The organism is Actinomadura litoris, assembly GCF_009733595.1.
Taxonomy (GTDB): Bacteria; Actinomycetota; Actinomycetes; order Streptosporangiales; family Streptosporangiaceae; genus Spirillospora; species Spirillospora litoris.
The window spans coordinates 128,354-154,782 of the sequence record NZ_WOFH01000013.1; the positions used below are offsets into that span (position 1 = coordinate 128,354).

General features: G+C 73.1%; 25 protein-coding genes, 1 tRNA gene and 1 pseudogene. 9 read left to right on the forward strand and 18 right to left on the reverse strand.

Features of this window, described 5'->3' with window-relative positions; translation table 11 throughout:
* Positions 1-9: 9 nt before the first annotated feature.
* The 4 genes from GNZ18_RS40960 to GNZ18_RS42680 form a co-directional block, all read right to left on the reverse strand.
* Complete coding sequence (locus GNZ18_RS40960; RefSeq protein ID WP_173390943.1) at positions 10-177, reverse strand: hypothetical protein; 168 nt, start codon at positions 175-177, stop codon at positions 10-12.
* Positions 178-258: 81 nt separating this feature from the next.
* Positions 259-347 (reverse strand) — tRNA-Ser (locus tag GNZ18_RS31580).
* An 82-nt stretch (positions 348-429) separates the two neighbouring features.
* Entirely contained in the window at positions 430-810 is a 381-nt protein-coding gene (locus tag GNZ18_RS31585) for a cupin domain-containing protein (protein ID WP_242882726.1), read from the reverse strand.
* Positions 811-837: 27 nt separating this feature from the next.
* A complete protein-coding gene (locus GNZ18_RS42680) occupies positions 838-3,036 on the reverse strand; it encodes a MinD/ParA family ATP-binding protein (protein WP_312874861.1) in 2,199 nt (732 codons plus the stop codon).
* Positions 3,037-3,192: 156 nt separating this feature from the next.
* Between GNZ18_RS42680 and GNZ18_RS31595 the strand changes: the two genes are divergently transcribed.
* On the forward strand, positions 3,193-4,149 hold the full coding sequence (locus GNZ18_RS31595) for an NAD(P)H-quinone oxidoreductase (RefSeq protein WP_156220303.1): 957 nt from the start codon (positions 3,193-3,195) through the stop codon (positions 4,147-4,149).
* Positions 4,150-4,161: 12 nt separating this feature from the next.
* Positions 4,162-4,698, forward strand: coding sequence for a bacterial proteasome activator family protein (locus GNZ18_RS31600; protein WP_156220304.1), 537 nt, complete (start codon positions 4,162-4,164; stop codon positions 4,696-4,698).
* A gap of 50 nt (positions 4,699-4,748) precedes the next feature.
* Here the strand turns inward: GNZ18_RS31600 and GNZ18_RS31605 are convergent, their stop codons facing one another.
* From GNZ18_RS31605 to GNZ18_RS31630, 6 genes are all read right to left on the reverse strand, one after another.
* Complete coding sequence (locus tag GNZ18_RS31605) at positions 4,749-5,552, reverse strand: HAD family hydrolase (RefSeq protein WP_156220305.1); 804 nt, start codon at positions 5,550-5,552, stop codon at positions 4,749-4,751.
* Between the two features lie 120 nt (positions 5,553-5,672).
* Complete coding sequence (serS, locus tag GNZ18_RS31610; RefSeq protein WP_214615824.1) at positions 5,673-6,932, reverse strand: serine--tRNA ligase; 1,260 nt, start codon at positions 6,930-6,932, stop codon at positions 5,673-5,675.
* A 91-nt stretch (positions 6,933-7,023) separates the two neighbouring features.
* Positions 7,024-7,830 (reverse strand): class I SAM-dependent methyltransferase, encoded by an 807-nt coding sequence (locus tag GNZ18_RS31615; protein WP_156220306.1) that lies wholly within the window; start codon positions 7,828-7,830, stop codon positions 7,024-7,026.
* A gap of 21 nt (positions 7,831-7,851) precedes the next feature.
* Entirely contained in the window at positions 7,852-8,781 is a 930-nt protein-coding gene (pheA, locus tag GNZ18_RS31620; protein ID WP_214615822.1) for a prephenate dehydratase, read from the reverse strand.
* 89 nt (positions 8,782-8,870) lie between these two features.
* On the reverse strand, positions 8,871-9,329 hold the full coding sequence (locus GNZ18_RS31625) for a DUF4446 family protein (protein ID WP_156220426.1): 459 nt from the start codon (positions 9,327-9,329) through the stop codon (positions 8,871-8,873).
* A complete protein-coding gene (locus tag GNZ18_RS31630; protein WP_156220307.1) occupies positions 9,329-10,717 on the reverse strand; it encodes a glycosyltransferase 87 family protein in 1,389 nt (462 codons plus the stop codon). The genes GNZ18_RS31625 and GNZ18_RS31630 overlap by 1 nt, the downstream gene beginning before the upstream one ends.
* A 232-nt stretch (positions 10,718-10,949) precedes the next feature.
* Between GNZ18_RS31630 and GNZ18_RS42685 the strand changes: the two genes are divergently transcribed.
* A complete protein-coding gene (locus GNZ18_RS42685) occupies positions 10,950-13,319 on the forward strand; it encodes a hypothetical protein (protein WP_246250793.1) in 2,370 nt (789 codons plus the stop codon).
* A gap of 532 nt (positions 13,320-13,851) precedes the next feature.
* Here the strand turns inward: GNZ18_RS42685 and mptB are convergent.
* From mptB to GNZ18_RS31645, 3 genes and pseudogenes are all read right to left on the reverse strand, one after another.
* Positions 13,852-14,961 (reverse strand): annotated as a pseudogene (mptB, locus tag GNZ18_RS44245) (polyprenol phosphomannose-dependent alpha 1,6 mannosyltransferase MptB); the annotation flags it as partial.
* A gap of 69 nt (positions 14,962-15,030) precedes the next feature.
* Positions 15,031-15,762, reverse strand: coding sequence for a glycosyltransferase family 2 protein (locus tag GNZ18_RS31640; protein WP_156220309.1), 732 nt, complete (start codon positions 15,760-15,762; stop codon positions 15,031-15,033).
* A 138-nt stretch (positions 15,763-15,900) separates the two neighbouring features.
* Positions 15,901-16,236 (reverse strand): STAS domain-containing protein, encoded by a 336-nt coding sequence (locus GNZ18_RS31645; RefSeq protein WP_214615818.1) that lies wholly within the window; start codon positions 16,234-16,236, stop codon positions 15,901-15,903.
* A 316-nt stretch (positions 16,237-16,552) separates the two neighbouring features.
* Here GNZ18_RS31645 and GNZ18_RS31650 point away from each other — a divergent pair, with 316 nt between their 5' ends.
* Positions 16,553-16,924 carry a hypothetical protein gene (locus GNZ18_RS31650; RefSeq protein ID WP_156220310.1) on the forward strand — a complete coding sequence of 124 codons (372 nt, stop codon included), beginning with the start codon at positions 16,553-16,555 and terminating at the stop codon, positions 16,922-16,924.
* Positions 16,925-16,946: 22 nt separating this feature from the next.
* Here the strand turns inward: GNZ18_RS31650 and GNZ18_RS31655 are convergent, their stop codons facing one another.
* Both GNZ18_RS31655 and GNZ18_RS31660 read right to left on the reverse strand, forming a co-directional pair.
* Complete coding sequence (locus tag GNZ18_RS31655) at positions 16,947-18,065, reverse strand: sensor histidine kinase (protein WP_156220311.1); 1,119 nt, start codon at positions 18,063-18,065, stop codon at positions 16,947-16,949.
* Complete coding sequence (locus GNZ18_RS31660; RefSeq protein WP_156220312.1) at positions 18,062-18,757, reverse strand: response regulator; 696 nt, start codon at positions 18,755-18,757, stop codon at positions 18,062-18,064. Before GNZ18_RS31660 ends, GNZ18_RS31655 begins: the two co-directional genes overlap by 4 nt.
* A 147-nt stretch (positions 18,758-18,904) precedes the next feature.
* Between GNZ18_RS31660 and GNZ18_RS31665 the strand changes: the two genes are divergently transcribed.
* The 3 genes from GNZ18_RS31665 (at position 18,905) to GNZ18_RS31670 (ending at position 21,432) form a co-directional block, all read left to right on the forward strand.
* The gene (locus GNZ18_RS31665) at positions 18,905-19,564 is read left to right on the forward strand and encodes a hypothetical protein (RefSeq protein ID WP_156220313.1); all 660 of its coding nucleotides are present in this window, start codon (positions 18,905-18,907) and stop codon (positions 19,562-19,564) included.
* A 62-nt stretch (positions 19,565-19,626) separates the two neighbouring features.
* A complete protein-coding gene (locus GNZ18_RS40965; RefSeq protein WP_173390944.1) occupies positions 19,627-19,797 on the forward strand; it encodes a hypothetical protein in 171 nt (56 codons plus the stop codon).
* An 81-nt stretch (positions 19,798-19,878) separates the two neighbouring features.
* Positions 19,879-21,432: a long-chain-fatty-acid--CoA ligase gene (locus GNZ18_RS31670; RefSeq protein ID WP_312874862.1), complete on the forward strand. Its 1,554-nt coding sequence runs from the start codon at positions 19,879-19,881 to the stop codon at positions 21,430-21,432.
* Here the strand turns inward: GNZ18_RS31670 and GNZ18_RS31675 are convergent.
* Positions 21,429-22,037 (reverse strand): TetR/AcrR family transcriptional regulator, encoded by a 609-nt coding sequence (locus GNZ18_RS31675; protein WP_156220314.1) that lies wholly within the window; start codon positions 22,035-22,037, stop codon positions 21,429-21,431. The genes GNZ18_RS31670 and GNZ18_RS31675 overlap by 4 nt on opposite strands.
* A 42-nt stretch (positions 22,038-22,079) precedes the next feature.
* Between GNZ18_RS31675 and GNZ18_RS31680 the strand changes: the two genes are divergently transcribed.
* Positions 22,080-22,589, forward strand: coding sequence for a DUF5360 family protein (locus tag GNZ18_RS31680; RefSeq protein WP_216651500.1), 510 nt, complete (start codon positions 22,080-22,082; stop codon positions 22,587-22,589).
* Here GNZ18_RS31680 and GNZ18_RS31685 read toward each other — a convergent pair.
* A complete protein-coding gene (locus GNZ18_RS31685) occupies positions 22,534-23,436 on the reverse strand; it encodes an endonuclease/exonuclease/phosphatase family protein (RefSeq protein WP_312874863.1) in 903 nt (300 codons plus the stop codon). The genes GNZ18_RS31680 and GNZ18_RS31685 overlap by 56 nt on opposite strands.
* A 156-nt stretch (positions 23,437-23,592) precedes the next feature.
* Entirely contained in the window at positions 23,593-24,777 is a 1,185-nt protein-coding gene (gene tuf / locus GNZ18_RS31690) for an elongation factor Tu (protein ID WP_156220315.1), read from the reverse strand.
* Positions 24,778-25,213: 436 nt separating this feature from the next.
* Here tuf and GNZ18_RS31695 point away from each other — a divergent pair, with 436 nt between their 5' ends.
* Positions 25,214-26,410, forward strand: coding sequence for an esterase/lipase family protein (locus tag GNZ18_RS31695; protein WP_156220316.1), 1,197 nt, complete (start codon positions 25,214-25,216; stop codon positions 26,408-26,410).
* Positions 26,411-26,429 lie beyond the last annotated feature (19 nt).

Genomic DNA, 26,429 nt, shown 5'->3' on the forward strand with positions numbered 1-26,429 from the left:
GCTGAGGGGTCACAGCATCAGCAGGGCGGCCACGGCGATCGCGACGACGGCCACCACGGCGACGGCCCCGATGATGAGGCCCATGTTCGGGCCCGAGGACTTCTCGGCCTGGCCCCGGTTCTGGAAGTTCTGGAACTGGTGGGTGGTACCGGCCGGATCGTTCGGTGTCTGCGCCATGCCGAAGAGGGTAACGGACGACTCCGTACGGATTCGTGGCGATTCGTCCGACCGGCACGTCACGGGCGGCGATCCGTTCGGCGGAGAGTGTGGGATTCGAACCCACGAGGACTGTCCCCAGCCCTGGGCGCTTTCAAGGCGCCTGCACTAGTCCACTATGCGAACTCTCCAGGTGACCACCGCCCACGATAGCGGTCCCCGACACCCGCCATCGACCGCATAACGGGTGTTCATACGAGGTGTGACGCAGGGTCAGGCGTCCCCGGCCGGGACGGCGTAGCCGGGGATCGACGGCCAGCGGACGGTCATGACCACCGACTCCTCCTCGGCGTGCCAGGAGTGGTCGACGCCGCGTCCCCACACGACGTAGTCGCCCTGCTCGCTGAGCACGACGTCGCGGCCTGGGAACCGCATCCGGAACCGTCCGCTGATCAGGACGAGCAGCGCGGTGCGCTTCTCACCGCTCGTCCAGCGGGCGCGGGCCTCGCCCTTCGGGTGCACGCCCCACTTGACCTCGACCTCGTCGCTGTTGCGCGGGTCGCCGGACGGCTTGAAGTGCCCGAGCAGCCAGCCCCGGTCGGCGGCCGCGTCGACGGCCGCCCTGCCCACGTACACGCCGTCCTCGTCCGCCACGGGCGTGACTCTAGCGCCCGCCGCCCCTCACCGCTCGGGACGCGGGAACGCGAACCCGTCGCCGACCACGGCCGCCAGGTTCAGGTACGCCTCGCGCGTCGCGGGGGCGAGCTGCTCCAGCTCCACCTCGGCGCCCTCCTCCAGGTGGTCGTCGTAGGGGATCCGGACGACCGCGCGGCAGCGGCTCTCGAAGTGGGCCTGGAGCTTGTCCAGGTCGACCTGGCTGCGCGTCCTGTTGCGGACCATCGACAGCACCACCACGCCGTTGCGGACGAGGTGGCCGTGATCGTGCGCCTCCAGCCAGTCGAGCGTCGCGCTGGCGGACCGCGCGCCGTCCACCGACGGGGAGCTGACGAGGACGAGCTGGTCGGCCAGGCTGAGCACGCCCGCCATCGCCGAGTGCAGCAGGCCCGTCCCGCAGTCGGTGATGCAGATCGAGTAGTACTGCTCCAGGACCACGGCGACCGCGGCGTAGTCCTCGGCGCTGAACGCCTCGCTGACCGCCGGGTCGCGGTCGGAGGCGAGCACCTCCAGCCGCGCGATGTTCTGCGAGGTGAAGTTCCGCACGTCGGCGTAGCGGGTGATCTTGTCGCGGTTGTTCAGCAGGTCCCGGACGGTCGCGGCCGTCTCCAGCTTCACCTTGTCCGACAGCGTGCCGCGGTCGGGGTTGGCGTCCACGGCGATGACGCGGTCGCCCCGGTAGGTGCCGAGCATCGAGCCGAGCCCGGTCGTCGTGGTGGTCTTGCCCACGCCGCCCTTCAGCGACATGACCGCGACCCGGTGGTGGCCGCCGGCGACGGTCGTCCGCGCGCGGGCGACGAGGTCCTTGCGGCGCAGGTCGCCCTGGGACTCGCCCGGGTGGATGCCGCCCGCCGTCGCCTTGTAGACGGCCCGCCGCCAGCCCGAGGACGGCGCGATCCGCCGCTCGCCCAGGAGGTTCTCGGAGCTGAGGCTCTCCGCGTCCTGCGGGCCCTGTTGCTGCTGCTGTTGTTGCTGTGCCGGGTAGCCCTGCTGCGGCGGGGCGGGCATCTGCTGGTACGCGCCGTGCGGGCCCTGCGGAGGCGGCCCCGGGGGTTGGCCCTGAGGCGGGCCCTGCGGCGGCCCGTAGGCGTAACCCTGCTGCCCCTGGGGGTAGGGCTGCCCGGTGTTGGGGTCGTAGGCGTAAGCCTGCTGCCCCTGCTGCCCCATCGCGTTCGGGTCGGGCGCGTAGGGCTGGCCCGTGTTCGGGTCGACCGTGGGGTAGTTCGGCGGGAGAGGCGCGTTGGGGCCCTGCGGGTACGGCTGCCCGGCGTTGGGATCCACCTGCGGAAACTGCGGCGGGACGCTTGCGCTCGGATCCTGCTGGTACGGCTGGCTCGCATGCGGATCCTGCTGGAACTGCGGGGGAACACCCGCGTTCGGGTCCGGCGGGTACGGCTGGCCCATGGTGGGGTCGGCCGGCGGGAACTGCGGCGGGGCGCCCATGGACGGGTCGGCGTAGGGCCGGCCGGTGTTCGGGTCGACCGGCGGGTGGCCCGGGGGGTGGTTCGGGGGTTGGTTCGGCGGGCCGGGAGCGTTCGGGTCGGGGGCGAACTGCTGCTGCCCGGCGGCCGGGTCCATCTGCGGGTACTGCGGCGGGACGGGGGCGTTCGGGTCCGGGACGACGAACTGGTCGGACCGGTAGGGCGGGAGCTGGTCCAGCGGGGGCGCGCCCTCGCCGGGCGCGTCGGCGGGCGGCGGCGGCGCGACCTCCCACGGCGGCCGAGGCTGGATCGAGGGGTCACCGGGAGGCGGCGGCCCCTGGAATCCGGCGGGCGGTGGGGGGAGCATGCTCGGGTCGAAGGGCTGCGGCGCGGGCCCGCCCTCGAAGGGCGGCCCGCCCTCGAAAGGCGGCCCGTCCTCGAAGGGCGGGGGCGCCGGGACGCCGGGGAACGCCGGCGGCATGGCCTGCTCGGGAGTGGGCGCGCCCAGCGGCGGCGGACCCTCCGGCGGCGGCCCCTGCGGCGGGCCGAAGCTCTCGGGAGGCCCCTGGAAGGGCGGCGGGGCGGCGAGCCACGGGTTGTCGTGCTCGGCGGGCTCGGCGGGCGGGTCCGCGACGGTCTCGCTTTCAGTGGCGGACGGGGCGGCGGGCGGGGCGGCGGGCGGAGTCGCGGGCGGTTCGGCCTGGCCGGGCGGGTCGTCGCTCATCGCGTCCAGCGAGGCCAGCCGCTCCTCCAGGGAACGCCCGTCGTGCTCGTTCCTTGCCACCGTTTCTCCCTCGGCACTCATCGACGATCACTTGCGGAGCAGGTAGGCAAAACGGCCCCTTTGCAGCTTACCGGTGCGCCAATACCACGCATCCCTCGCGTAGATCCACATTGCCCAGAGAACGGGCACGGACGGCACGGCCGGTAGCGTGCACGTATGCGTGCGATCGTGATCCGCGAGCCGGGGGACCCCGAGGTCCTGGAGTGGACGGACGTCCCTGACCCGGCGCCGAAACCAGGCGAGGTGCTGATCGAGGTGGCGGCGAGCGCCGTCAACCGCGCCGATGTCATGCAGCGCAAGGGCTTCTATCCCCCGCCGGAGGGCGCCCCGCCCTATCCGGGCCTTGAGGTGTCCGGACGGATCGCCGAGGTCGGCCTCGGCGTGACGGACTGGCGGGCCGGGGACGAGGTGTGCGCGCTGCTGTCCGGGGGAGGGTACGCCGAACGGGTGGCCGTGCCCGCCTCGCAGGTGCTCCCGGTGCCGCGCGGGGTGGGCCTCGTCGAGGCCGCCGGGCTGCCGGAGGTGGCGTGCACGGTGTGGTCGAACGTCTTCATGCTCGGCGGGCTGTCGGCCGGGGAGCGGCTCCTCGTGCACGGCGGCGGCAGCGGGATCGGCACGCTGGCGATCCAGGCCGCCAAGGCGCGCGGCGCGCACGTGACGTGCACGGTCGGCAGCGCGGAGAAGGCGGAGCGCTGCCTGGAACTCGGCGCGGACGTCGTCGTTAACTACCGCGAGGACGACTTCGTCGAGAGCGGGCCCTTCGATGTGATCCTGGACCTGATCGGCGCCAAGTACCTCGCCCGGAACGTGGAGGCCCTCGCCACCGGCGGACGGCTGATGGTCATCGGCCTCCAGGGCGGCGCGCGGGCGGAGCTGGACCTCGGGAGGCTGCTGACCAAGCGGGCCCTCGTCCACGCGACCAGCCTGCGGGCGCGTCCGGCGGAGGAGAAGGCTGAGATCGTGGCCGCGGTCCGGGCGCATCTGTGGCCGCTGCTGGAGGCGGGCGACGTGCGTCCGGTGATCGACCGGGAGGTGCCGATGGCGGACGCGGCGCACGCGCACACGCTGCTCGAACGCAGCGGACATGTCGGCAAGATCCTGCTGACCGTGTGAGGATGAGGGGATATGAACGAGCCTTCGAAGAACCAGTCTGAACAGGAACCGCAGGTTCTCATCGTCGGCCCGGGCGGCATCGCCATGGAGGGCACCGGTGACGGCGGATCCGAGGGCAAGTCGGTCACCGAGATGGTCGAGCAGCCCGCGAAGGTGATGCGGATCGGCGGAATGATCCGGCAGCTCCTGGAGGAGGTCAAGGCCGCCCCGCTGGACGAGGCGTCCCGCGCCCGGCTGCGCGAGATCCACAAGTCGTCGATCGCGGAGCTGGAGGACGGCCTCGCCCCCGAGCTCGTCGAGGAGCTGGAGCGGCTGTCGCTGCCGTTCACCGAGGGGACGATCCCGAGCGAGTCGGAGCTGCGGATCGCGCAGGCGCAGCTCGTCGGCTGGCTGGAGGGCCTGTTCCACGGCATCCAGACGACGTTGTTCGCCCAGCAGATGGCGGCGCGCGCGCAGCTTGAGCAGATGCGCCGGGCGCTTCCGGCGGGCATGGTCCCGCCCGAGGACGAGCAGCCTGGTCCGCGCCACTCGTCCGGCCCCTACCTGTAGCCCCTGTAGCCCTGTCGATCGCGCGGCCGTGCCTCAGGGCACGGCCGCCGTCACGGGAAGAGGCGTTCGAGCACCTCGGCGACCCCGTCGTCGTCGTTGCGGGACGTGGTGTGCGTGGCCGCCGCGAGCACCAGCGGATGCGCGTTGGCGACCCCGTAGGAGGTGCCCGCCCAGGTGAGCATCGGCAGGTCGTTGGGCATGTCACCGAACGCGACTACGTCCCCGGACGGGATGCCGTGCTCCCCGCACAGCTCCGCCAGCGCGCTCGCCTTGGTGACGCCGTACGCGCTCATCTCCAGCAGCCCGCGCCCGGACGAGTGGGTCACCGTGACGAGGTCGCCGACCGCCTGGAGGGCCTTCTCCGCGAGCGGGTCGGGGTCGGCGCTGGGGTGGAAGGCCAGCAGCTTGGTGCCGCCGCGGGCGACCAGCTCCTCCTCGTCGACGGGGCGCCCGCCGAAGCCCTCGGCGTCCCAGCCGCCGAGGTCGTAGTGCCGCTCGAACACGAACCCGTGCGGGTACTCGACGGCGAACCTCAGCTCGGGCGAGATCATGCGGAGCCGCCCGACGGTCTCGGCGAGCACGTCCGGCTCGATCACGTGCGCGCGGACCACGGACTCGTTGTGCAGGTCGTAGACGACGGCGCCGTTGGCGCAGATCGCGACGCCGCGGTGGCCGACGGCGGCGGCGATGTCGGTCATCCAGCGCGGCGGCCGGCCGGTGACCATGACGAGCATCCGGCCCGCGCGCTCGACGCGGGCGAGGGCGGCGACGGTGCGGGCGGAGATCGTCCCGTCGGTGCGCACGATCGTGCCGTCGAGGTCGGTGGCGATCACACGGGGCGAAATCTCGGTCATGTCACCTTCCAGTGCGGATGGGACACACCCTAGGCGACGCCGTCCAGCTCACAGCCGCGGCCCCGGCCCTTGCGAACGGCGAAAGCCCGCCCCCTGCCGGAGGCGGGCTTCGCGCGGGCCTCAGCGCTTGACGGGCTCCAGCACGTCCAGCCCGATGAACTTGCGGAGCGCCTCGGGGACGTGGACCGACCCGTCCGCCCGCTGGTGGTTCTCCAGGATCGCGACCATCCACCGGGTGGTGGCCAGCGTCCCGTTCAGCGTCGCGACCGGCTGGTTCTTGCCGTCGGCGTCGCGGTGCCGCACCGCGAGCCGCCGCGCCTGGAACTCGGTGCAGTTGGACGTCGAGGTGACCTCGCGGTAGGTGTTCTGCGTCGGCACCCACGCCTCGCAGTCGTACTTGCGCGCCGCGCTGGCGCCGAGGTCGCCCGCCGCGACGTCGATCACCCGGTAGGGCAGCTCGACCTTCGCCAGCATCTCCCGCTCCCACTCCAGCAGCCGCAGGTGCTCGGCGTGGGCGTCGGCCGGGTCGCAGTAGGAGAACATCTCCACCTTGTCGAACTGGTGGACGCGGATGATGCCGCGCGTGTCCTTGCCGTAGGACCCGGCCTCGCGGCGGAAGCAGGACGACCACGCCACGTACCGCCGCGGCAGCTCGTCGAGGATCTCGTCCATGTGGTAGGCGGCCAGCGGCACCTCGGACGTGCCGACGAGGTACAGGTCCTCCTGGCGGAGCTGGTACACCTCGGCGGCGTGCGCGCCGAGGAACCCGGTGCCCTCCATCGACTCCGGCTTCACCAGCACCGGCGGGTACATCGGGACGAAGCCCGCCTCGATGGCCTGCTCCATGGCGAGGTTCAGCAGCGCGTGCTGGAGCCGCGCGCCGACGCCGGTCAGGTAGTAGAACCGCGCGCCCGACACCTTCGCGCCGCGCTCCATGTCGATGGCGCCGAGCGCCTCGCCCAGCTCCAGGTGGTCCTTCGGCTCGAAGTCGAACGCGGGCGGCTCGCCGACGGTGTCGAGCACGACGAAGTCCTGCTCGCCGCCGGGAGGGGCGCCCTCCTCGATGAGGTTGGGGACGCCGCGCAGCAGCTCGTCGAGCTCCGCGCCGAGCCGGTCGGCCTCCGCCTCGGCCTCCTTCACCTGCTGCGCCAGCTCCTTGGCGCGGACGAGCAGCGCCTGCCGCTCGTCGCCCTGCGCCTTGGACACCGACTTGCCGAAACTCTTCTGCTCGGAACGCATCCGCTCGAACGAGGACAGCGCCGAGCGGCGCCTCCCGTCCAGGTCGAGCAGCCGGTCGACGACGCCGTCATCCTCACCGCGGGCGCGCTGCGAGGCGCGCAGCACCGCGGGATCCTCTCGAAGAGCTCGCAGGTCAATCACAGACCCGAGGCTACCGGCCCTGGCCCCCCGTGTGCGCGCCGGTTGCCGCGCTCCGCGGCGGGCTTGACGCGCTCCGCGCGGGATGCGGAGGTCAGCGGGTGGCCGCGGCCAGCAGGGCGTGCGCGGGCAGGGCGACCTTCCCGTCCGGTGTCGCGTAGCCGGCGATGATCCGGTCGTACTCGGCCTTGATACGGCGGACGGTCGCGGCGTCCTGGCGTCCGACGATGAAGCCGGTCGTGCCGACCCGCGCCAGCGCGCCGGTCTCCCACCACTCCTCCGGGTCGGTGACGTGCTCCCAGGTGACCTCCTCGACGGCCACGTCGGCGAAGCCGGCCTCCACCATCAGGCGGCGGAACGCGACGGGCTCGCCGTGGTCGAGGAACGGCGAGCGCGGAACGTCGTCGGGCCACGGCACCCCGGCGGCCTCGGTCGCCTCCGCGACGACCGCGAGTCCGCCGCTCACGGGCATCATCCAGCAGCTCAGCGCGATCCGTCCGGCGGGGCGCAGCGCCGCGCGCAGCGCCGCCAGCACCGCCCCGGGCCGGCCGACATTGTTGATCACGAAGTTGCCCGCGACGGCGTCGAACGTGCCGTCCTCGAACGGCAGGTCGGGCAGGACGGCCAGCCGCGCGTCCAGGCCGGGAACGTTCCCCTGGGCGGTCGAGATCATGTCGGGGTCGGCGTCGATCGCCGAGACCTTCGCGCCGCGCGCGAGAGCGGCCGCGGACACGAGGCCGGGACCGGTGCCGACGTCCAGCAGCCGCGTCCCGTCGGCGATGCCCGCCGCGTCCAGCAGCGGGCCGACCAGGTAACGGGTCACCTGGGCGAAGCCCCGCTCGTACGCGGACGCCCGTCCGGCCCACAGTTCCCGCTCGAAAAGATCGAAGTCCTTGGCCACCCTGGCAGGGTAGCCGCCGGGTCAACCGCGGATGGACGCCAGCCAGGCGGCCGCCTCGGTGAAGTCGTCGTCGTGGGTGCCGCGGCGGATCTCGGGACGGACCTCGTCGGCGCGCGGGTAGGAGCCGACGTACCGGACGTCCGCGCAGACGCGCCGCAGGCCCATCAGCGCCTCGCCGACGCGGGCGTCGGTGACATGGCCCTCGAAGTCCATCCAGAAGAGGTAGGAGCCGAGGCCCGCGCCGGTCGGGCGGGACTGGATCAGCGTCAGGTTGATGCCCCGGACGGAGAACTCGGTGAGGATCTCCAGCAGGGCGCCGACGTGGTCCTCGCCGAGGAAGGCGACGACGGTCGTGCGGTCCATGCCGGTCGCGGGCGGCGGGGCGCAGGGGCGGCGCAGCGCGACGAAGCGGGTGACGGCGTCGGCGACGTCGTGGATGTCCTCCGCGAGGACGGACAGGCCGTAGCGGGCGGCGGCGAACGACCCGGCGAGCGCCGCGTCGTAGTGGCCGTCGGCGACGTGCTGGGCGGCCTCGGCGTTGGAGGTGGCGGCGTGCCACTCCGCGTCCGGGACGTTCGTGGCGAGCCAGCGGCGGCACTGCGGCTGCGCGATCGGGTGCGAGGCGACGGACTTGATGTCGCGCAGGTCCGTGCCCGGCCGCACGAGCAGCGCGAACGCGACCGGCAGGTGCACCTCGCCGACGATCTGGAGGGGCTCGCCGGTGGCCAGCTCGTCCAGCGTGGTGGGGACCGAGCCCTCGACGGAGTTCTCCAGCGCGACGACGGCGGAGTCGACGTCGCCGCGGCGGAGCGCGTCCAGGACGGCGGGCACGGTCGCGTAGGGGATGTGCTCGGCCCCGGCGGCGTCCGGGATCGACAGGAGCGCCGCCTCGGTGAACGTGCCGTGCGGGCCGAGGTAGGCGAAGCGTTCGGGCCTGCTGGCGTCGGTCACGAGGTCCCCCGGGCGGTGGAAGCCGGTGTGCGGCGGAGAAAGTACTGGGACTGCCGAGTTTACTGCGCCGCCGCACCCAGGGGGCTGGCTCAGACGCTCCGGGAGGGGGTGCGGTCGCCGTTGCCGTAGTCGGCGAGCGGGTCGTCCATCGAGACGACGGGGCCCTTGCCGAGCCGGGCCGCGCGCAGGGCCTGGTTCTCCTCGGGGGAGAGCATCTCGACGGGGTAGCCCTCCTGGACGACCTTGGCGTAGGTCCGCGTCTCGGTCCGCCCGTTGATCGAGCTGAGGACCACGCCGTCCCCGACGGCGTTGAGCAGGGCCAGCGAGAACGACCGGTGCCCGGACATCTCCTTGAGCGCGTCGTAGTGCACGATCGCGAGGTCGCGCATGGCGCGCTCGTCGACCGAGCCGTCGGCCACCTGGAGCTGGCGCCTCAGCATTTCCCCGCACTCGGCGACGACCTGGTTCACCCGGTTGTGGGCCACGACCGCGATCGTCAGTCCGGCCACCCCGGCGACCAGGCCGGCGACGGCCACCGCGACAAGCATCACGGGGCGAGCGTACCCACCTCGACCTCCGGTTGCGAAGGATCCTCGCGCACCGATGCGTGGAGCAGGCGATTCACGAGCCAGATCCCGAGCAGGAGGACCATCGCGATCGCGGCGGCGCCGAACGCGTCCTGGACGACGCGGCCCCAGAAGACCGAGAAAAGCGAGTGGTCCGGGCCGATGAGCTTCGTCCCCCACCAGGGCAGCGGGAAGAGGAAGTAGGTCCAGGCGGCGGCCGCGAATAGACATCTTCGCGTGTCTCGCCCATCACCCACCAAAGCACCCACACCCGCAATCATCCAGACGAGATGGTGGATCCACCCCACAGGAGACAGCAGTACCGACAGCAGCCCGGTGATCGCGACGCCCGCCAGCAGCAGGCTGTAGGCGTCCGCCCCGGCCAGCGGGTCGGCGGCGGCGAGGTGGTCGGTGCCGGAAACGCGCCCGGTCCCGGGGATGGAGCCGACCTTGGCGTCCGCGCCGTAGGTCGCGCGCCGGGCCAGCTTGAACCCGTAGTAGGCCATCGCGAGGACGAGGACGAGCCACACCAGCGACCGCGCCGGGCCCTCGGGCAGGATCCGCGCGACGATCCCGTTGATCGCCTGGTTGGTGGTGCCGTCGACGGCGCCGGTGCGGTCTCCGCCCTGGAGCAGGGCCCCGAACCAGTAGTCGGCCGAGTCGGAGGGCAGCAGCGCGAACGTGCCGAGCGTGGCCGCCGCCGCCGTGAACAGCGCGTTGGCCGCCGCGTCCCGGCGTCCGGTGATCAGGAAGTAGATCAGGAAGACGCCCGGCACCAGCTTGATCGCGACCGCGATGCCGACCAGCATGCCGCGCGGCCAGCGGGTCGAGCGGGTGCAGCAGTCGGCCAGGCACAGCGCCAGCAGGAACAGCCCGACCTGCCCGAACCGGATCTGGTCGCGGACGGGGTCGAGCCAGGCCATCGCGGCGACCAGGACGCCGAGGGTGAGCGGCGCCCAGCGTCCGGTCCGGCGGATCAGGTCGCGGAAGGCGTAGTGGACGGAGACCGCCAGCGCCACGTAGAGCAGGATCGTCCACGTCCACTGCGCCGCGCGCCAGGGCATCAGCGTGAACGGGACCGCCAGCACGGCCGCGAACGGCGGATAGGTGAACGGCAGGAACTGCGGCGGCTGCGTCAGCACGTCGTACAGCGGCGCGCCGCGCAGCAGCGCGCGCCCGCCGTCCCGGTAGACCTCCAGGTCGACGAGCCGCTGGTCGGGCTGGTTGCCGAGCCAGTGCGAGACGACCGGGGTCACCGCCACCGCGACGACGGCGATCCCGGCCAGCAGGATCAGCAGATCCGCCGGCGTGCCCCACCGTCTCCCGGACCGCGAGGCGTCCGTTCCGCGTCCCCCACTGACTTCACGCATGCCCTCATCCTGGACTAAGCGGGACATCGAACCTCCGCCGGAGGCCCGCGCGAGGGCTCCCCCGCCGGGTGGGCCGACCCGTCCCGAGCCTGAAGGATATGCATCCGCGAACCCTTGCGGAGCCGCGCCTCCCGAACGTCGCCGCGGGCGCCGCGGCCGCCTCGGGGCCGCCCGGCCCGCGGCCTCGCGGAGGCCCGGCGCCGTCAGGTGACCCTCTTGTAGCCTGAGGGCCATGATTGCGCGGGGGACGACGATCGGGGTGTTCCTCGCTGCGGTCTCGGTGCTCGTCTGCGGGCTCATCGGCGGGCTCACCGCTCCGGCGCTGGCCTCAGGCACCCCCACGGGTCGCGCGACGCCGCCGACGATCAACGGGCGCGTCGTGGTCATCGGGGTCCCCGGGCTGCTGTGGAAGGACGTGCGCCCGACGCGGACGCCGGTGCTGTGGGGCCTCACCGCGCAGGGGGCGGGCGGGAGCCTCAGCGTCCGCACCACCAAGGTCAACACGTGCCCCACCGACGGCTGGCTGACGCTGTCGGCCGGCCAGCGCGCGCGGTTGCAGCACGGCGACTGCGCGCTGCCCTCGGCGCCGGTCGTGTCGGGCGAGCCGTCGCCGACCGGTCCGCCGCCCTCGGGCGGCGCGGTGGCGCCCGGCTGGCCCGCGATCAAGAGCGACAACGCCGGGACGTCCTACCACGCGCAGGTCGGGCTGCTCGGCGACGCCGTCCACTCGGCGGGCGGCTGCACGACGGCGATAGGGCCCGGCGCGGTGTTCGGGCTGGGGGACGGCTCGGGCCGCGTCGACCGGTACGTCCCGTCCCCGGACAAGGCCGCCCCCGCCGACTGGTCGCGCTGCGCGATCACCGCCGTCGACGTGGACGAGATGTTCCGCGCCTACCTCGACGCCGGGGTCGACCCGCACGGCGACCAGGTGCCGGTCGGCCGCGGCGAGCGCGCGGCGGCCGCGGCCGCCGTCGACCGCCGCGTCGGGCAGGTGCTGTCGAGCGTCCCGGCCGGGACGGCGGTGCTGGTCGCGGGGCTGTCCGACACCGGCGTCCGGCCCCACCTGCGGGTCGCCGTCGCCCGGGGCGGCGGCTTCGCGCCGGGGTTCCTCACCTCGGGCGCCACCCGCCAGCAGGGGCTGGTCACGCTGACCGACCTCACCGCGACGACGCTGGACCTGCTCGGGCTGCCGCGGCCCAAGGAGGCCGTCGGGTCCAGGTGGACGGACGACCGGTCCGGCGCGTCCACCGCCGACCGGGTCGCCGCGCTCGCGGACGACGACCTCGCGGCGCAGGCGATCCGGAACGTCCAGACGTCGTTCTACTGGGTGCTGTTCGCGACGCAGCTCGCGCTCTACGGGCTCGCCGCGATCGCCCTGCGGCGCCTCGGCCGCGACCCCCGCGCGCGGGCCCGGATCCTCGGCGGGACGCGGGTGACCGCGCTGCTGGCGGCGGCCGCGCCCGGCGCGTCCTTCCTGGCCGGGCTGCTGCCGTGGTGGCGGGCGCCGCACCCGACGCCGGTGCTGGTCTGCACGGTCCTGGGCTTCGCCGCGCTGATGGCGGGCCTGTCGCTGGCCGGGCCGTGGCGGCGGTCGTCGGTGGCCCCCGGGCTGGTCGTCGCCGGGCTGACCGCGCTCATCCTCGCGCTGGACGTGATGACGGGCTCGGCGCTCCAGCTCAACACGCTGATGGGCTACACCGCGCTCGTCGCGGGCCGCTTCTACGGCTTCGGCAACCAGGCGTTCTCCCTGTTCGCGGCGGCCGCGGTGGTGACCGCCGCGTGGCTGGCCGAGTACCCGCTCCGCGCGGCCGGACGGACATCGCCGGAGCCCGAGGCGGCGGACCCCTCCGAACAGGGTGACGCGGAGACGGCGGACCAGCCTCGGCCCGACCCGGGCGCGACGCGGTGGAGCGCGCGCCGGCGGGACGGGAAGGCCGCGGCGGCGGGCGTCGTCGCGCTGGTCGGCGTGGTCGCGGTCGCGGTGGACGGGCTGCCGTCCTGGGGCAGCGACTTCGGCGGCGTCCTGGCGATCGTCCCGGCGTTCGCGATGCTCGGCATGATGGTCACCGGGCGGCGCGTGTCGCCGCCGAGGCTCGCCCTGTTCGGCCTGGCCGGGGCCGCGCTCGTGCTGCTCATCTCCTATGTGAACTCGCGCAGCTCCAACCCGACGCACCTCGGCCGCTTCTGGCAGGACCTCATGGACGGCGACGCGTGGGACGTCGTGTCCCGCAAGTTCGACGCGATGGTCGGCAGCGTCGGCTACTGGCCGTTCACGCTGCCGCTCGCCGCCGCGCTCGGCTGCCTGTTCTTCGTGCTGGCGCGGCCGAACCGGTGGCGGGTCTCGCTGCTGCACCGCGCCTACGAGCACAGCCTCACGATGCGCCCGGCGCTGATCTGCGCGCTGACGGTCGGCGTCGTCGGGACGCTGGTGAACGACTCCGGCGTGGTGATCCTGTCGGTCACGTTCAGCCTGCTGATGCCCCTGATGCTCGCGGCGGGGATCCGCTCGCTGGAGCTCGACCTGAACGCAGGCACAGGACGGCCAAGGCCGCGAGAACCGCGAGCAGCGTCCACGGGACCACCCCCGGCCGGACGACCGTGACCAGCCAGGACAGGCCGTCCGGCAGCCTGATCACCTCGGGTGCGCGGGCGGGCAGGTAGGCGAGGCTGAGCGCGCCGGTGTGAGCGAGCAGCACCCAGTCGAAACGCGTCCAGGGCAGCAGCGCGAGCAGCGCCCAGCCGAACCCGTCGTACCAGGGCAGCTCGTAGGGGGCGGCGAGCAGCCATGCCAGGACGAGCGCCGCCGCGATGCGCCGGTCGTCCTGCTCGCCCCGCTCGCCCGGTTCACCCGGTTCGCCCCGGGGCAGCGCCCGCAGCAGGAGAACGAACAGGAGCACGCCGAGCACCACCGACCCGGCCTTGATGGCGCCCCGGCCGAACGCGACGTCCACGAGGTGCCAGGGGGTGGCGAGCGAGACCCGGTCGCTCGCCTTGCCGACCTGGTCGAACGCGTGCGGCCCGGCGAGCGCGTAGGCGACCGCCGCGACGGCCACCGCGCCGCCGAGCAGGACGGCGAGGCTCGCGACCGCCCGGCGGCTCCGCGTCGTCCAGGCGTCGCGGAGGAGCGTCCAGACCGGGCCGCCGCCGACCAGCGCGGCCGGCAGCTTGATCGCCGCACCGGCGCCGACCAGCGCGCCCGCCGCGAGCGCCCGGCCGAGCCCCGGCCTCCGGCCGGTGCACACGGCGAGCGCCGCGACCATCGGCGCGATCGCGAGGACGTCGTTGTGCGCGCCCGCCACCAGGTGGAACAGCAGGAGCGGGTTGCACGTCCACAGCAGCGCCGTGCGCAGCCGCCGCTCCTCCCCGCGCGAGGTCCGGTAGAGGATCAGGGCGGTCAGCGCGAAAGCGAGCGTGTTGATGACCGACAGCACGAACACCGTCAGCCGCACCGACCCGCCGCCGACCCACGACGCGAACGCCTGGGATCCCGTGGTGATCGGCCCGTACACCGACGGCGTGGACCGCCACTCCTCGGGCGCGCCCGCCACCGGGTCGCGGGGCAGGTCGACGGCGCTGGTGGTGTAGGGGTCGTGGCCGGTGGCCGCCATCCGTCCGTAGGAGGCGTAGTTCAGGTGGTCGGCGGACCCGGTGGGCGGCAGCATCGTGACCGCGACCGCCGCCAGCAACCCGGCGACCACCAGCGGAAACGCCCTGATCCGCCAGCCGCGCCGCACCGCGGCGAAACAGGCCGCGAGCCCCGCCGTGCCGGCGGCGAGGCCGGCCGCGACGAGCCCGACGACGAGGTAGGGCGACGGATGAACGCTCAGAGAATAGGGAGGCTCCCCGCCCGCCCCGGCCAGCCTCGGCTCGAACGCGGACGGCCCCAACAAGCCCACGACGAAGAAGCAGGCCAGCGCCACGCCGATGCCGCAGAGCCCCACCCGGCCCAACCGCGAACCCCGCCCACCACCCGCACGCTGACCGGTGACACCCTCGACGACCCTCTCAACCACCCGCACGCGCCGCCCCGCCTCCCCCGCTGCGCTCGCGGAGTCCCGGCCCACGTCCCTCGCCTGGCGGCTCGGGACGTGAGCGCGCCTTCGGCGGGCGCGGAATCGCTTCGCGATCTTCCCGGCGAGGCCCGCCCCCGGCGTCGCCCCACCATTCGGTCGCGCCCCACCGCTCAGCCACGCGGCCGCGCGCGTGCCGGGGCCTACGGGCGGCGTCCATCCCACGACGGGCACCTGCCGCCTGGGGGGCGAGCGGCTTGGAGGCGGCGGTCGCCGTGTCAGCGCCTCGGGGGGCGGGGTGGGTCATCGGCGGTGATTTCGGAGGCGGGCCAACTGGGTCGCAATGGCGGGCTCGCGGACGGTGAGGGCGCGGGCCACGTCGCGGAACTGGCGGGCGCGGTGCACCTGGGCGCGCCAGTCGGTGCCGGTGGCGCGGTGCGCGAGCGGCACCTCCACCTCGGTCACCCGGAAGCCCTTGCGGAGCAGGTCGATGGTGAGGGCGGTCTCCACGCCGAAGCCGGGGGCGAGCGGCAGCGCGGCGTCGAAGGCGGCGCGGGTCAGGCAGCGCTGGCCGTTGAGGGGCTGGGTGGCCTCCCAGCCGGTCGCGCGCCTGATGCCCTCGCGGGACAGCCGGACGACGAACCCGTGCCCGCCGAGCTTCACCGTCGAGGAGAACGCGGCGATCGTCATGTCGGCGTCGCCGGAGCGCACCGGCTCGACCAGCGGGGCCGCCTCGGCCGCGGTGTCGGCGAGGTCGGCGTCCAGGAACAGCAGGTGGCGGGGCAGTTCGCGGCCCTCGTCCAGCAGCCGGACGGCCTCGGCGCCGCTCTCCATCGCCGCGCCCTTGCCGCGGTTGCGGCCGTGCCGGACCACCCGCGCGCCGGCCTGCCGCGCCGCGCCCGCGGTGCCGTCGGAGGAGCCGTCGTCGACCACCACGACCAGGTCGGCGCCCGGCAGTTCCCGCGCGGCCCTGACGGTGGCCGCCACGCGGTCGGCTTCGTCCTTGGCCGGGATGATCACCGCTACGTCCTGCATGCCGTGATCGTAGTGCGCCCGGACGTCCACCGCCCTACGGACGGCGACCTGTGGATAACTTTGCCGCCGCGGCGGTGGCGCACGAAGCGCGACGGCCCGCGGGGACACCCCGCGGGCCGCCGGTCGGTTGTCGGCGGGTCAGCCGGCGTCCAGCGCCGGCGCGGCGTCGACCACGGTGAAGACGGTGTCGAGCCCGGTGACCTGGAGGATCCGCTTGACGGCCGGACGCGGCGCCGCGAGTTCGAGCGAGCCGCTCTGCTCCTTGAGGCGCTTCATGGCCGCAAGCAGCACGTTCATGCCGGTCGAGTCACAGAACTCGACACCGCTCAGGTCGACCACGATGCGGTTGACCTGGTCGCGCAGCAGGCCCGCGAGGGCCGCCTGCAACCTGGGCGCGGTGTACAGGTCGAGCTCGCCCGTCGCCGTGACGACGGCGTGACCACCCTGAGACACGGTCGAGACGTTCAACTCCACGTTCGGCACACTATCTCGCCGAAGCCGCGCGGGCCAGACAGTTCACCAACTCCCGTGTGGCGCGGGCGTGTCCGGGGCGTGCCGCCCCAGGACGGCGCCGTACGCTTTGTGTATTACGTTCGGTGATGTCGCGGTTGCGGCCGCGCGAGACGTCCCGTCCGGCGTTCCTCGGGCGCCCGTCGGGGCGCCTCCGGCTCGCGGTCGGCCATGTCTCGTTCACGACCTGCCCTCCGATCTGCGTGGTTCCCCCTCGCGGAACGCTCCGGTAGGGAAGGCTGGGCGCGTGCGACAGCGGCATTGAGGGGGTGCGCCGCACATGAAGGCCGACCGGACGACCGACCCCAGACAGGCCCGCCTCCGCGAGCGCCTGGAGGCGATCCGCGCGCGCTCGGAGAAGTCCACCTCCTGGCGGGCCTCCACGCGCTACCTGACCCGGCTGGTGAACCGGGACGGGTTCGTCCCCGTCCGGGCGCGGCTCGCCCGCGAGGACCTCGCGTTCCTCGCCGGTGCGCGGGACGAGCTCATCGCGTTCGCCGATCTGGGCGTCCGCCTCCTCGAACTCCACCGCCCCCAGGAGTCGGGCGGCATCACCAGCGACCCCGACAACCCCATCCAGCGGTGCCGCGCATGCATGTGGCGCTGGCCCTGCCCAACGTTCCGCGCGATAGACAACGCGCTCGACACCTAGCCCACCCGGCACCCGGCCACGGTCATACGTGCAGGGGCAGGCGCACCTCGAACCGGCATCCCGGCCCCACGTTCGCCACGCCGATCCTGCCCGCGTGGGCCTCGACGATGCCCCGGGCGATGGCGAGGCCGAGCCCGGCGCCGCCGCCGGGCGTGCGGGCCGCCTCGCCCCGGAACGCGACGTCGAACACGCGCGGCAGGTCGGCCTCGGGGATGCCGCCGCAGGCGTCGGCGACCGTCAGCCGCGCCTCGCCGTCCTGGACGTCCCCGACGATCTCGACGGCGCCGTCGCTCGGGGTGTGCCTGATCGCGTTCACGACGAGGTTGCGCAGCGCGCGGCCGAGCTCGCCCGTGTCCACCTGGACGGGCAGCCCCTCGCGAACGTCCCCCCGCAGCCGGACGCCCTTGGCCCGCGCCAGCGGCTCAGCCCCCGCGACCGCCTCCGCGACGAGGTCGCCGAGGCCCACCCGCCGCCGCGACAGCCGCAGCGCGCCCGCGTGGATGCGGGACAGCTCGAACAGGTCGTCCACCATCTCGGTGAGGCGCTCGACCTCCACGCGGATCCGCTCGTGGTAGCGCTGGACGGTGCCCTGGTCGGCGACCACGCCGTCCTCCAGCGCCTCGGCCATCGCGCGCAGCCCGGCCAGCGGGGTGCGCAGGTCGTGGCTCACCCAGGCGACCAGCTCGCGGCGGCTCGCCTCCAGGGCCTGCTCGCGCTCGTGCGCGGCGGCCAGGCGGTCGTAGGCGGCGCCGAGTTCGCGGGAGAGTTCGGCCAGCTCGGCGGGCAGGTGCGCGTCCGGCGGCGGGGTGAACCGGTCCGCGCGGACGGCCTCCACCAGCACCCGGTTCGCGGCCACCAGCCGCCGTCCGAGCAGCACCGACACCGCCATCGCGACCAGCCCCGCCGACGTCACCACCGCGAGGACGACCGACCGGTCGTGCTCGTTGAGCAGCATCATGAACGAGATCACGAGGATCCCCGAGATCGTCGCGAGCACGGTCGCCGCGCCCACGACGACGAGCTGGGTGGCCACCGAGCGGCCGCGCAGCCCGTACAGCAGCCCGAGCGCGACGGCCGCGACGACCAGCGCGGCCAGTGCCGCGTAGAAGACGACCCACAGCAGGTCCTCGAACGGGATCATGTGGGCTCGTAGCGGTAGCCGACGCCCCAGACCGTGACGATCCGGTGCGGCGCGGTCGGGTCGTCCTCGATCTTCTCGCGCAGCCGCCGGACGTGGACGGTGACCGTGGAGGAGTCGCCGAACGTCCAGTCCCAGACGCGTTCGAGCAGCTCCTCGCGGGTGAACGCCTGGCGCGGGTTGCGCAGCAGGAACGCCAGTAGATCGAACTCGCGGGCGGTGAGCGCGAGCCGCCCGCCGCGCAGCATCGCCTCGTGCGCGGCCACGTCGACGACCAGGTCGCCGTCCCGCAGCGGCCCGCCGGATCCGGTCGCGGTGACCGCCCCCCGCGCCCGCCGCAGCACCGACCGGACGCGCAGCGCCAGCTCGCGCGGGCTGAACGGCTTGGTCACATAGTCGTCCGCGCCGGTCTCCAGCCCGACGAGGCGGTCGGTCTCGGTGCCGAGCGCGGTGAGCATCACGATCGGGACGGCCGAGGTCTCGCGCAGCCTCCGGCACACCTCCAGGCCGTCCATGCCGGGGAGCATGAGGTCGAGGACGACGAGGTCGGGCGGGCGGTCGCGGGCCGTGCGCAGCGCCGTGTTCCCGTCCGCGACGCACTCGACGTCGTGGCCGTCGCGGGCCAGGTAGCGCGCGACGACCTCGGCGACCGTCGGGTCGTCGTCGACCACGAGGACACGCCCGGCGTGGGTCATCGGGCCCACCACGGCAGAGAGATCACCCTTTCACGCTACGGCGCCGCCCACCGTTTCCACCGATCGCGTCACCACTCCGTAAGGAAATCGGTGGCGGGACCCTGCCATCCCGTCGCCACCGCCGACGTTCGTCGCTTTAATGAGCGAATGCCGCCATCTCGCAAAGCGACCCCCATAGTCGGAGCAGTCGCCCTCGTCCTGGTCGGCGGAGCGGTCGCCACCGGGATCGCCCTCGTCATGACCTATGTCCGCCTCTACGAGTCGCCGACGCTGCGGGACGTGCGGATCTCGACCGGCTACTACGCGTTCGAGTGCCTGCTCGTGGGCGTCTTCACGGCGCTCGGGACGCTGCTCGCCCGCCCCCGCGACCCGGTCACCCCGGTCGCCGCGGCGGTCTCCGGCTACGTCGCCCTGTACGTGGGGCAGCGGATCGGCGTGATCGTCTACTCGGTCACCCAGGGCTACGGGATGCCGAGCGGGCATGAGCTGAACTTCATCCTCAGGCCGCACTTCGAGGGCTGGGACCTGCTGGCCGTGCTCGCGGCCGGGGCGATCGCCGGGCTGCGCGTCGTGATGGTCGCGGGCGGCACGGCGCCGCGCGGGCCCGCGCCCGCGTTCGGCGCCCAGCCCGGATACCCGCACCCGCAGTTCCAGCCGCCCCCGCCGGTCCGGCCTCCCGTGCCAGGCCACCCTCCGGCCTACGGACCGCCTGGACAGCCCTACCAGCCGCCCATGGGACAGTTCCCGCCTCAGGGTGGCGCCCCCGGGACGCCTCAGGGTGGTGGTCCGCCGTACGGCGGGGTCTAGCACCTTTCGGCTGGTCCCATAGTGTGATGCCGATTCACGTTCGAACGAATAGCGTGTGACCCATGGGTAAGACAATCCTGACGATCATCGGCGTCGTACTCGCGATCTGGGTCGCGATGAGCGTGGTCGGCGCCATCATCTCCATGCTGAAGCTGTTCTTCTTCATCGGCTTCGTGGCCGTGCTCGTCGTCCTCGCGGTGACGCTCGTCTCCAAGTCGAAGAGCCGGTTGTAGAGCGGCCCGCCCCCTTGTCGGGGCCCGCCGTTGCCCTCATGATGCCGGGACAAGCAGGCGGTCATCGGCGAAGGGACCAGCGTGGCGGGCCTGACCGACGTGCTCCGCGAACGGGCGGAGCTGCACCCCGATCGCATCGCGTACATCGCGGGCGACCTACAGAGCACCTACGGTGACTTCGACCGGCGGGCCGACCGGGCCGCGGCGGCGCTGGCCGCGTCCGGTGTCGGCCACGGCGACCGTGTCGCGATCCTCGACAAGAACTCCCTGGAGTACGCCGAGCAGTGTTTCGGCGCGGCGCGGATCGGGGCCGTCCAGGTACCGGTGAACTACCGGCTGGAGCCGGACGAGGTCGCCTACATCGTCAACAACGCGCGGGCGAAGGTGTTCATCGTCGGCCCCGAGTTCGTCCCCGTCCTGGACGCGGTGGCGAGCCGGCTTGAGCACACGACCCACCTCATCGTCATCGGCGGCCCGCCCGGCGCCTACCGCGACTACTCCACCTGGCTGGACGAGGCGCCCGCGGCGGTCTTACCCGGGACCGCCACCTCGGACGTGTTCGTCCAGCTCTACTCCTCCGGCACCACGGGCCTGCCCAAGGGCGTGATGCTGACCCACGACAACTTCCTCTCCGTGCTCCCGCTGACCCACGGCGCGTGGGACATCGACGACGCGTCGGTGATGGCGATCGCGATGCCGATGTACCACGTCGCCGGCCACGCCCTCAGCATCTGCGTGATCTACGAGGGCATCACCGGGGTCCTGAACCGCGACCCCGACCCCACCGCCATCGCCCGGGCGGTCGAGCGCCACCGCGTGACGCACCTCTTCCTCGTCCCGGCCCTGCTCCAGTTCATGCCGATGATCCCGGCGGTCGCGGAGGCGGACATGTCCAGCCTGCGGATCATGCTGTACGGGGCGTCGCCGATCAGCGAGGACGTCCTGCGCGGCGCCATGGCGATGCTGCCCCACACCGGGTTCATCCAGGTCTACGGGCTGACCGAGACCACCGGCGCGATCACGATGCTGCCCGCCGCCGACCACGACCTGAGCGGTCCCGGGCTGCGCCGGCTGCGCAGCGCCGGGCTGCCCAACCAGGGCTGCGACCTGCGGATCGTCGATCCCTCGACGCTGGCCGACCTGCCCGCGGGCGCGGTCGGCGAGATCCTGTGCCGGACGCCGCAGAACATGAAGGGCTACTGGCGGCTGCCCGAGGCGACCGCGGCCACGCTGCTGCCCGGCGGCTGGCTCCGCACGGGCGACGCCGGATACCTCGACGAGGACGGCTACCTCTACATCCACGACCGCGTCAAGGACATGATCATCTCGGGCGGCGAGAACGTCTACCCCGCCCAGATCGAGAACGTGCTGATGGACCATCCGGCGGTCGGCGACTGCGCGGTGATCGGCGTCCCGGACGAGCGCTGGGGCGAGACCCCGAAGGCGGTCGTCGTGCTGGCGGCGGACGCCACCGACGAGGAGCTCATCGAGCACTGCCGCGCGCGCCTGGCCCACTTCAAGTGCCCGACGTCGGTCGAGCGCCGCGACTCGATCCCCCGCAACCCCACCGGCAAGATCCTCAAGCGCGAGCTGCGCGACCCCTACTGGCGGGACGAGGACCGGCCCGTCCGCTAGGGCACGACGCCCGGATCGGGAGCCGCGTCCAGGTCGGCCAGGACGTGCGCCACCTGCCGGCGCATCTGGCGCGCCTGCCGTTCGGGCGGCCAGCGGCGGGGATCGAACACGGCCTGGATGCCGATGCCGTCCACCGCCGTCATCAGGGTCTCGGCGGCCTCCTCCAGCGGCGGCCCGGACGGACGGCCGGGCGTCGCCAGGACGAGTTGGAGCGCCTCCCGCCACGTCCGGTAGCGGTCCCGCTGTTCCCGCGCCAGCGCCGGATCGTGGGCGGCGGACCCCCAGAACGCGATCCACACCCGCCATTCGAGGCGGCGGCGGTCGTCCATGGGCAGGCACTCGCACAGCAGCGTCTCGATACCGGTCGACGGGTCGGCGGCCAGCGCGGCGACGCGGTCGGCCACGGCCCGGCTCACCGAGTTCAGGGCCGCCAGCAGCACCTCGTCCTTGCCCCGGAAGTAGTGCGTGACCATGCCGGTGGTGCACCCGGCGGCGGCCGCGATGTCGCGCATCGTGGCCCCGGCCGGTCCGGACGCGGCGATGACCTGGCAGGCCGCGGCGGTGATGGCGCGGCGGCGCCCCTCGTGATCGACGACCTTCGGCATTGACACCGGAGGTTACATCATGCAGGTTACGTAACCATGGTTATGGGAAAACCGGCCGCCCCGAAGAGCCCGGCGGCGGGCCGGACGCGGGGCCAGGCCGCCACGGGGCCCGGACGCGTCCTGAAGACGCTGATGCTCGGCACGGACGTCGGCTTCGTCCTCTACTGGGTGATCACGGCCCTGCACGTGCTCCCAGCGGAGTCGCTGTTCAAGGACTACGAGAACGACCTCGTCGTGGCCTGGAACTGGTCGTTCCTGCCCCTCGACCTCCTGGTGAGCGCCACCGGCCTGACCGCGCTGGCACTGGCCCGCCGGGGCGTCCCGGCCTGGCGCCCGCTGACGGTCGTCTCGCTCACGCTGACGTCGGTGTCGGGCCTCCAGGCGATTTCCTACTGGACGATCCGCGCCGACGTCAGCCTCTCCTGGTGGCTGCCCAACCTGTTCCTGCTGCTCTATCCACTGGCGCCGATCGCCGCCCTGCTGTGCGGCGGAACCCCTAGGGCTGCCGGAAGCGGATCACCGCGGACAGCGGGCGGTGGTCCGAGGAGGTGACGGCCGCGTCGGGCACGCTGGAGGAGGTGCCCGTGTCCTTGGTGATGAACAGGTAGTCGGCCTTGCGCAGGGCCTGCCCCCGCCAGTCCTGGACGGTCTTCGCCCCGGTACGGGCCGCCGCGCTCTGGTCGCACTCGGCGTAGGCGCGGTACAGCGGGTCGAGCACCGGATCCTCGGGGCCGTCGGTGAGGTCGCCCCCGACGACGACGCGGGCACCCGAACCGGCGACCGACACCAGCGCGTGCGCCTGCTTCCGCCGCCACGCGCCGTCCGGGTCCTCTGCCTTCGTGCTGAACTGCGTGCCGCAGACCCGGGTGTTCCAGGACGGGACGTCGCCGCAGACCGCCGACCGTCCGGCATAGGAGGGCGAGGGCAGCCGGGACGCGCGGACGCCGCCCATCTGCGCCTCGACGCCCACCGCGACACCGGGCCGCCCCTGGCCGCCCGCGCAGGCGGGCCCCCCGGCGAACGGCGCGAACGCCCAGGTCCACTTGGCGAACCGCCCGGTCCGCTTGAGGGTCTTGACCTGCCCGGAGCAGACGTCCTGGAGGAACACGGCGTTCGTCTTGACCGTCCGGCCGCCGACCTCGGTGGCGTTCATCCGGGTGGTGATCCGCCGCGTCAGCTCCTCCGGCCGCCCGCCGAGCGGGCAGCCGGGACGCGGCACCCCGCACACGTTCCAGGTCATCGCGCTGATCGTCACCGCGGGGGTCTCGCGCGCCCCGTCGGCGTGCGCGGGCCCGCCGCCCGGCAGGCCGTCGATGGCGGCGCCGGCACCCGCGGCGGCGACCACGGCGGCGGCTCCGCAGACCGAGAGGAGGGGAATCAGGGCGCGGGGGGATCGCACACGTTCTCCAGAAATGGGGGTTTCATCGGGGATGATGTCGAAATCCCACCACATCAAGATCGCATCCGCCAGCGATTCGCCGCCCCCGGAGCGTGAGATTTCCCGGTCCGAGCCGCGCGCCCGGAGGCTCGCGTCCCGGACCGGGAGAACCGGACCCTAATCCAGGAGGGCGGTGACCGTCCCGGCGCCGACCGTGCGCCCGCCCTCACGGACGGCGAAGCCGAGGCCCTCGGTCATCGCGACCGGCTTGCCCAGCTCCACGTCCATCTCGACCGAGTCGCCGGGCATCGCCATGCCGCCCTCGCCGCCGAGGTCCACGCCGCCGACGACGTCGGTCGTGCGGAAGTGGAACTGCGGGCGGTAGCCGTGGAAGAACGGCCTGCTCCGCCCGCCCTCCGCCGCCGTCAGCACCCGGACCCGCGCGCGGAACCGGGTGTGCGGGCTGATCGCGCCCGGCACGCTGACGACCTGGCCCCGCCGGACCTGGTCGCGCCGGACGCCGCGCAGCAGCATCGCGGTGTTGTCGCCCGCCTCCGCGTGGTCCATCGACCGGCCGAACGTCTCCAGACCCGTCGCCACCGACGTGAAGGAGTCGCCGAGGCCGACGACCTCGACGGCGTCGCCGAGCCGGACCGCGCCCCGCGCGACGACGCCGGTGACGACCGTCCCGCGCCCGGTGATCGTGAGCACGTTCTCCACCGGCATGAGGAACGGCAGGTCCAGCACCCGCTCGGGCACCGGCACGTAGGCGTCGACCGCGTCGAGCAGGTCGATGATCCGGGACGTCCAGTACGGGTCGCCCTCCAGCGCCCGCAGCCCCGACACCCGCACGACCGGTACCTCCTCGCCTGGGAAGCCGTACTCCGACAGCAGCTCGCGCACCTCCAGCTCGACGAGGTCGAGCAGCTCGGCGTCCTCGACCATGTCGGACTTGTTCAGCGCCACGACCACGTGCCGGACACCGACCTGCTGCGCGAGCACGACGTGCTCCCGCGTCTGCGGCATGGCCCCGTCCTGCGCGGACACGACCAGGATCGCCCCGTCCACCTGGGCCGCCCCGGTGATCATGTTCTTCACGAAGTCGGCGTGCCCGGGCATGTCGATGTGGGCGTAGTGCCTGGTCGCGGTCGCGTACTCGACGTGCGCGACGTTGATCGTGATGCCGCGGTCGCGCTCCTCCGGCGCCCGGTCGATTCCCTCGAACGGGACGGCGGCGGCGAGCCCGCGTCCGGCGAGCACCTTCGTGATCGCCGCGGTCAGCGTGGTCTTGCCGTGGTCGACGTGCCCCATCGTGCCGATGTTCAGATGCGGCTTGGCGCGCTCGTAAGCCTGCTTGGCCATGATCCTCGTCCTCACCCTGTGTTGCGTGGAAGTGAGAACCGCGCGGGCCCCTGAAGGGCTCGCACATGTCCAGGCCACCCCCCTCCGCTGGTTCTCCGGAGGTGGGACGGAGAGGGGTCAGCTTCGCGCGCCGCCTGCGACGGCCGCGTTCGCCGCGGCTGCCGGGAAGGCAGCCGGCACCGCGCTCAGCGGGCAGAGGCCCGCGAGCGTCAGGGTGCCGGCCGCGAAGTACATGCCGCGCACATTACGAGCCGCCCGTTCGGCTGTCGACAGGTTTTTCCGGGCGGCGATCCCCGAGGTCGCCGCCGGGCGGCCCTGATCGCCATCACCTTCGAAGTGACTGAAGTGGGACCTGGGAGGCCAGGAGGGACAGGCTCATCCGGGCGACTACTTACTGTTAGCTTGAAGACACGTTACGCAACGAACCGGAGGGTCAATGTCCGCGTGGAACGCCGTCGCAAAGCTCGACCCGTTCAAGACCCGGATCGACGAGGAGGTGTCGTCCCCGCCGCCGCCGGACCAGGAATGGCGGTTCGCGGACGAGGGCGGAACGGCCTGGGTCTTCCACGCCGAGGGCAGGCAGCACCTGGCCAGGCCCGTCATCCTGTCGGACGGCTTCCACGGCGGCCCGACCGTTCTGAACGACGCGATCCACAATCTGGAGTTCGCGGGTTATCCGTTCCTCTCCGAACTGCGGCGGGAGGGCTATGACCTGATCATCCTCGGTTACCAGGACTGCGCCGCGTCGATTCTCGACAACGCCAGGGCGGCCACGGCCTGCGTCAAGAAGGCGATCGCCGAGCGGCGAGGAGAGGCGAAACTCGCCGTCGGCGGATTCAGCATGGGCGGGATCATCACCCGGTACGCGCTCGCCGCGATGGAGCACGCCGAGGACGACCACCAGACCGGCACCTACGTCAGCTACGACAGCCCGCACCACGGCGCGTGGCTCCCGGTCGCGGTGCAGGCGTTCGCGCACTGGGTGGCCGAGAAGTTCGAGGGCGCCGACGGCTTCTCCAAGCTGGTCGACAGCCCGGCCGCACGGCAGTTGCTGGAGTACCACATCGCCGCGTTCGGCGAGGTCCCGCGCGTCGATCCGCTGCGCCGGGAGTTCCTCGCCAAGCTCACCGAGGTCGGCTCGTGGCCCAAGGGCCCGCGGAAGATCGGCGTGGCGAACGGGACCGGCGACGGCATGCCCAACGGCGTGCCGCCGGGCGAGAAGGCGCTGATCACCTCCCCGCCGGACCTCATCACGCTCTACACGCAGGAATCCGGCGCGGGAAGGCTCGTCGCCAACGTGTTCGGCGAGGAGCAGAGGACCGACGACCTGCCGATGGCCGACGGCGCGCCCGGCGGCCTCCTGGACTTCTTCCGGCAGCTCGCCCAGGCCGTCAATGACATCAACCTGGGCATCTCGGCGGAGGCCGTTTATCCGTGGACCTCCTTCGTCCCCTCCATCAGCGCGATGGCGGCGAAGACCGACAAGCCGTGGGACAACGAGAACCTCTACGGCGAACTCGCCAACCTCGCCAGCGAGTTCGACGACTTCAAGTTCGCCGATATCGACGAGCGCCACACCGATGTGACCGAGGACCTCTGCACCTGGATCATCAAGGAACTCGGCGAGGCATGACGACCGGCGGGGCGGCCGA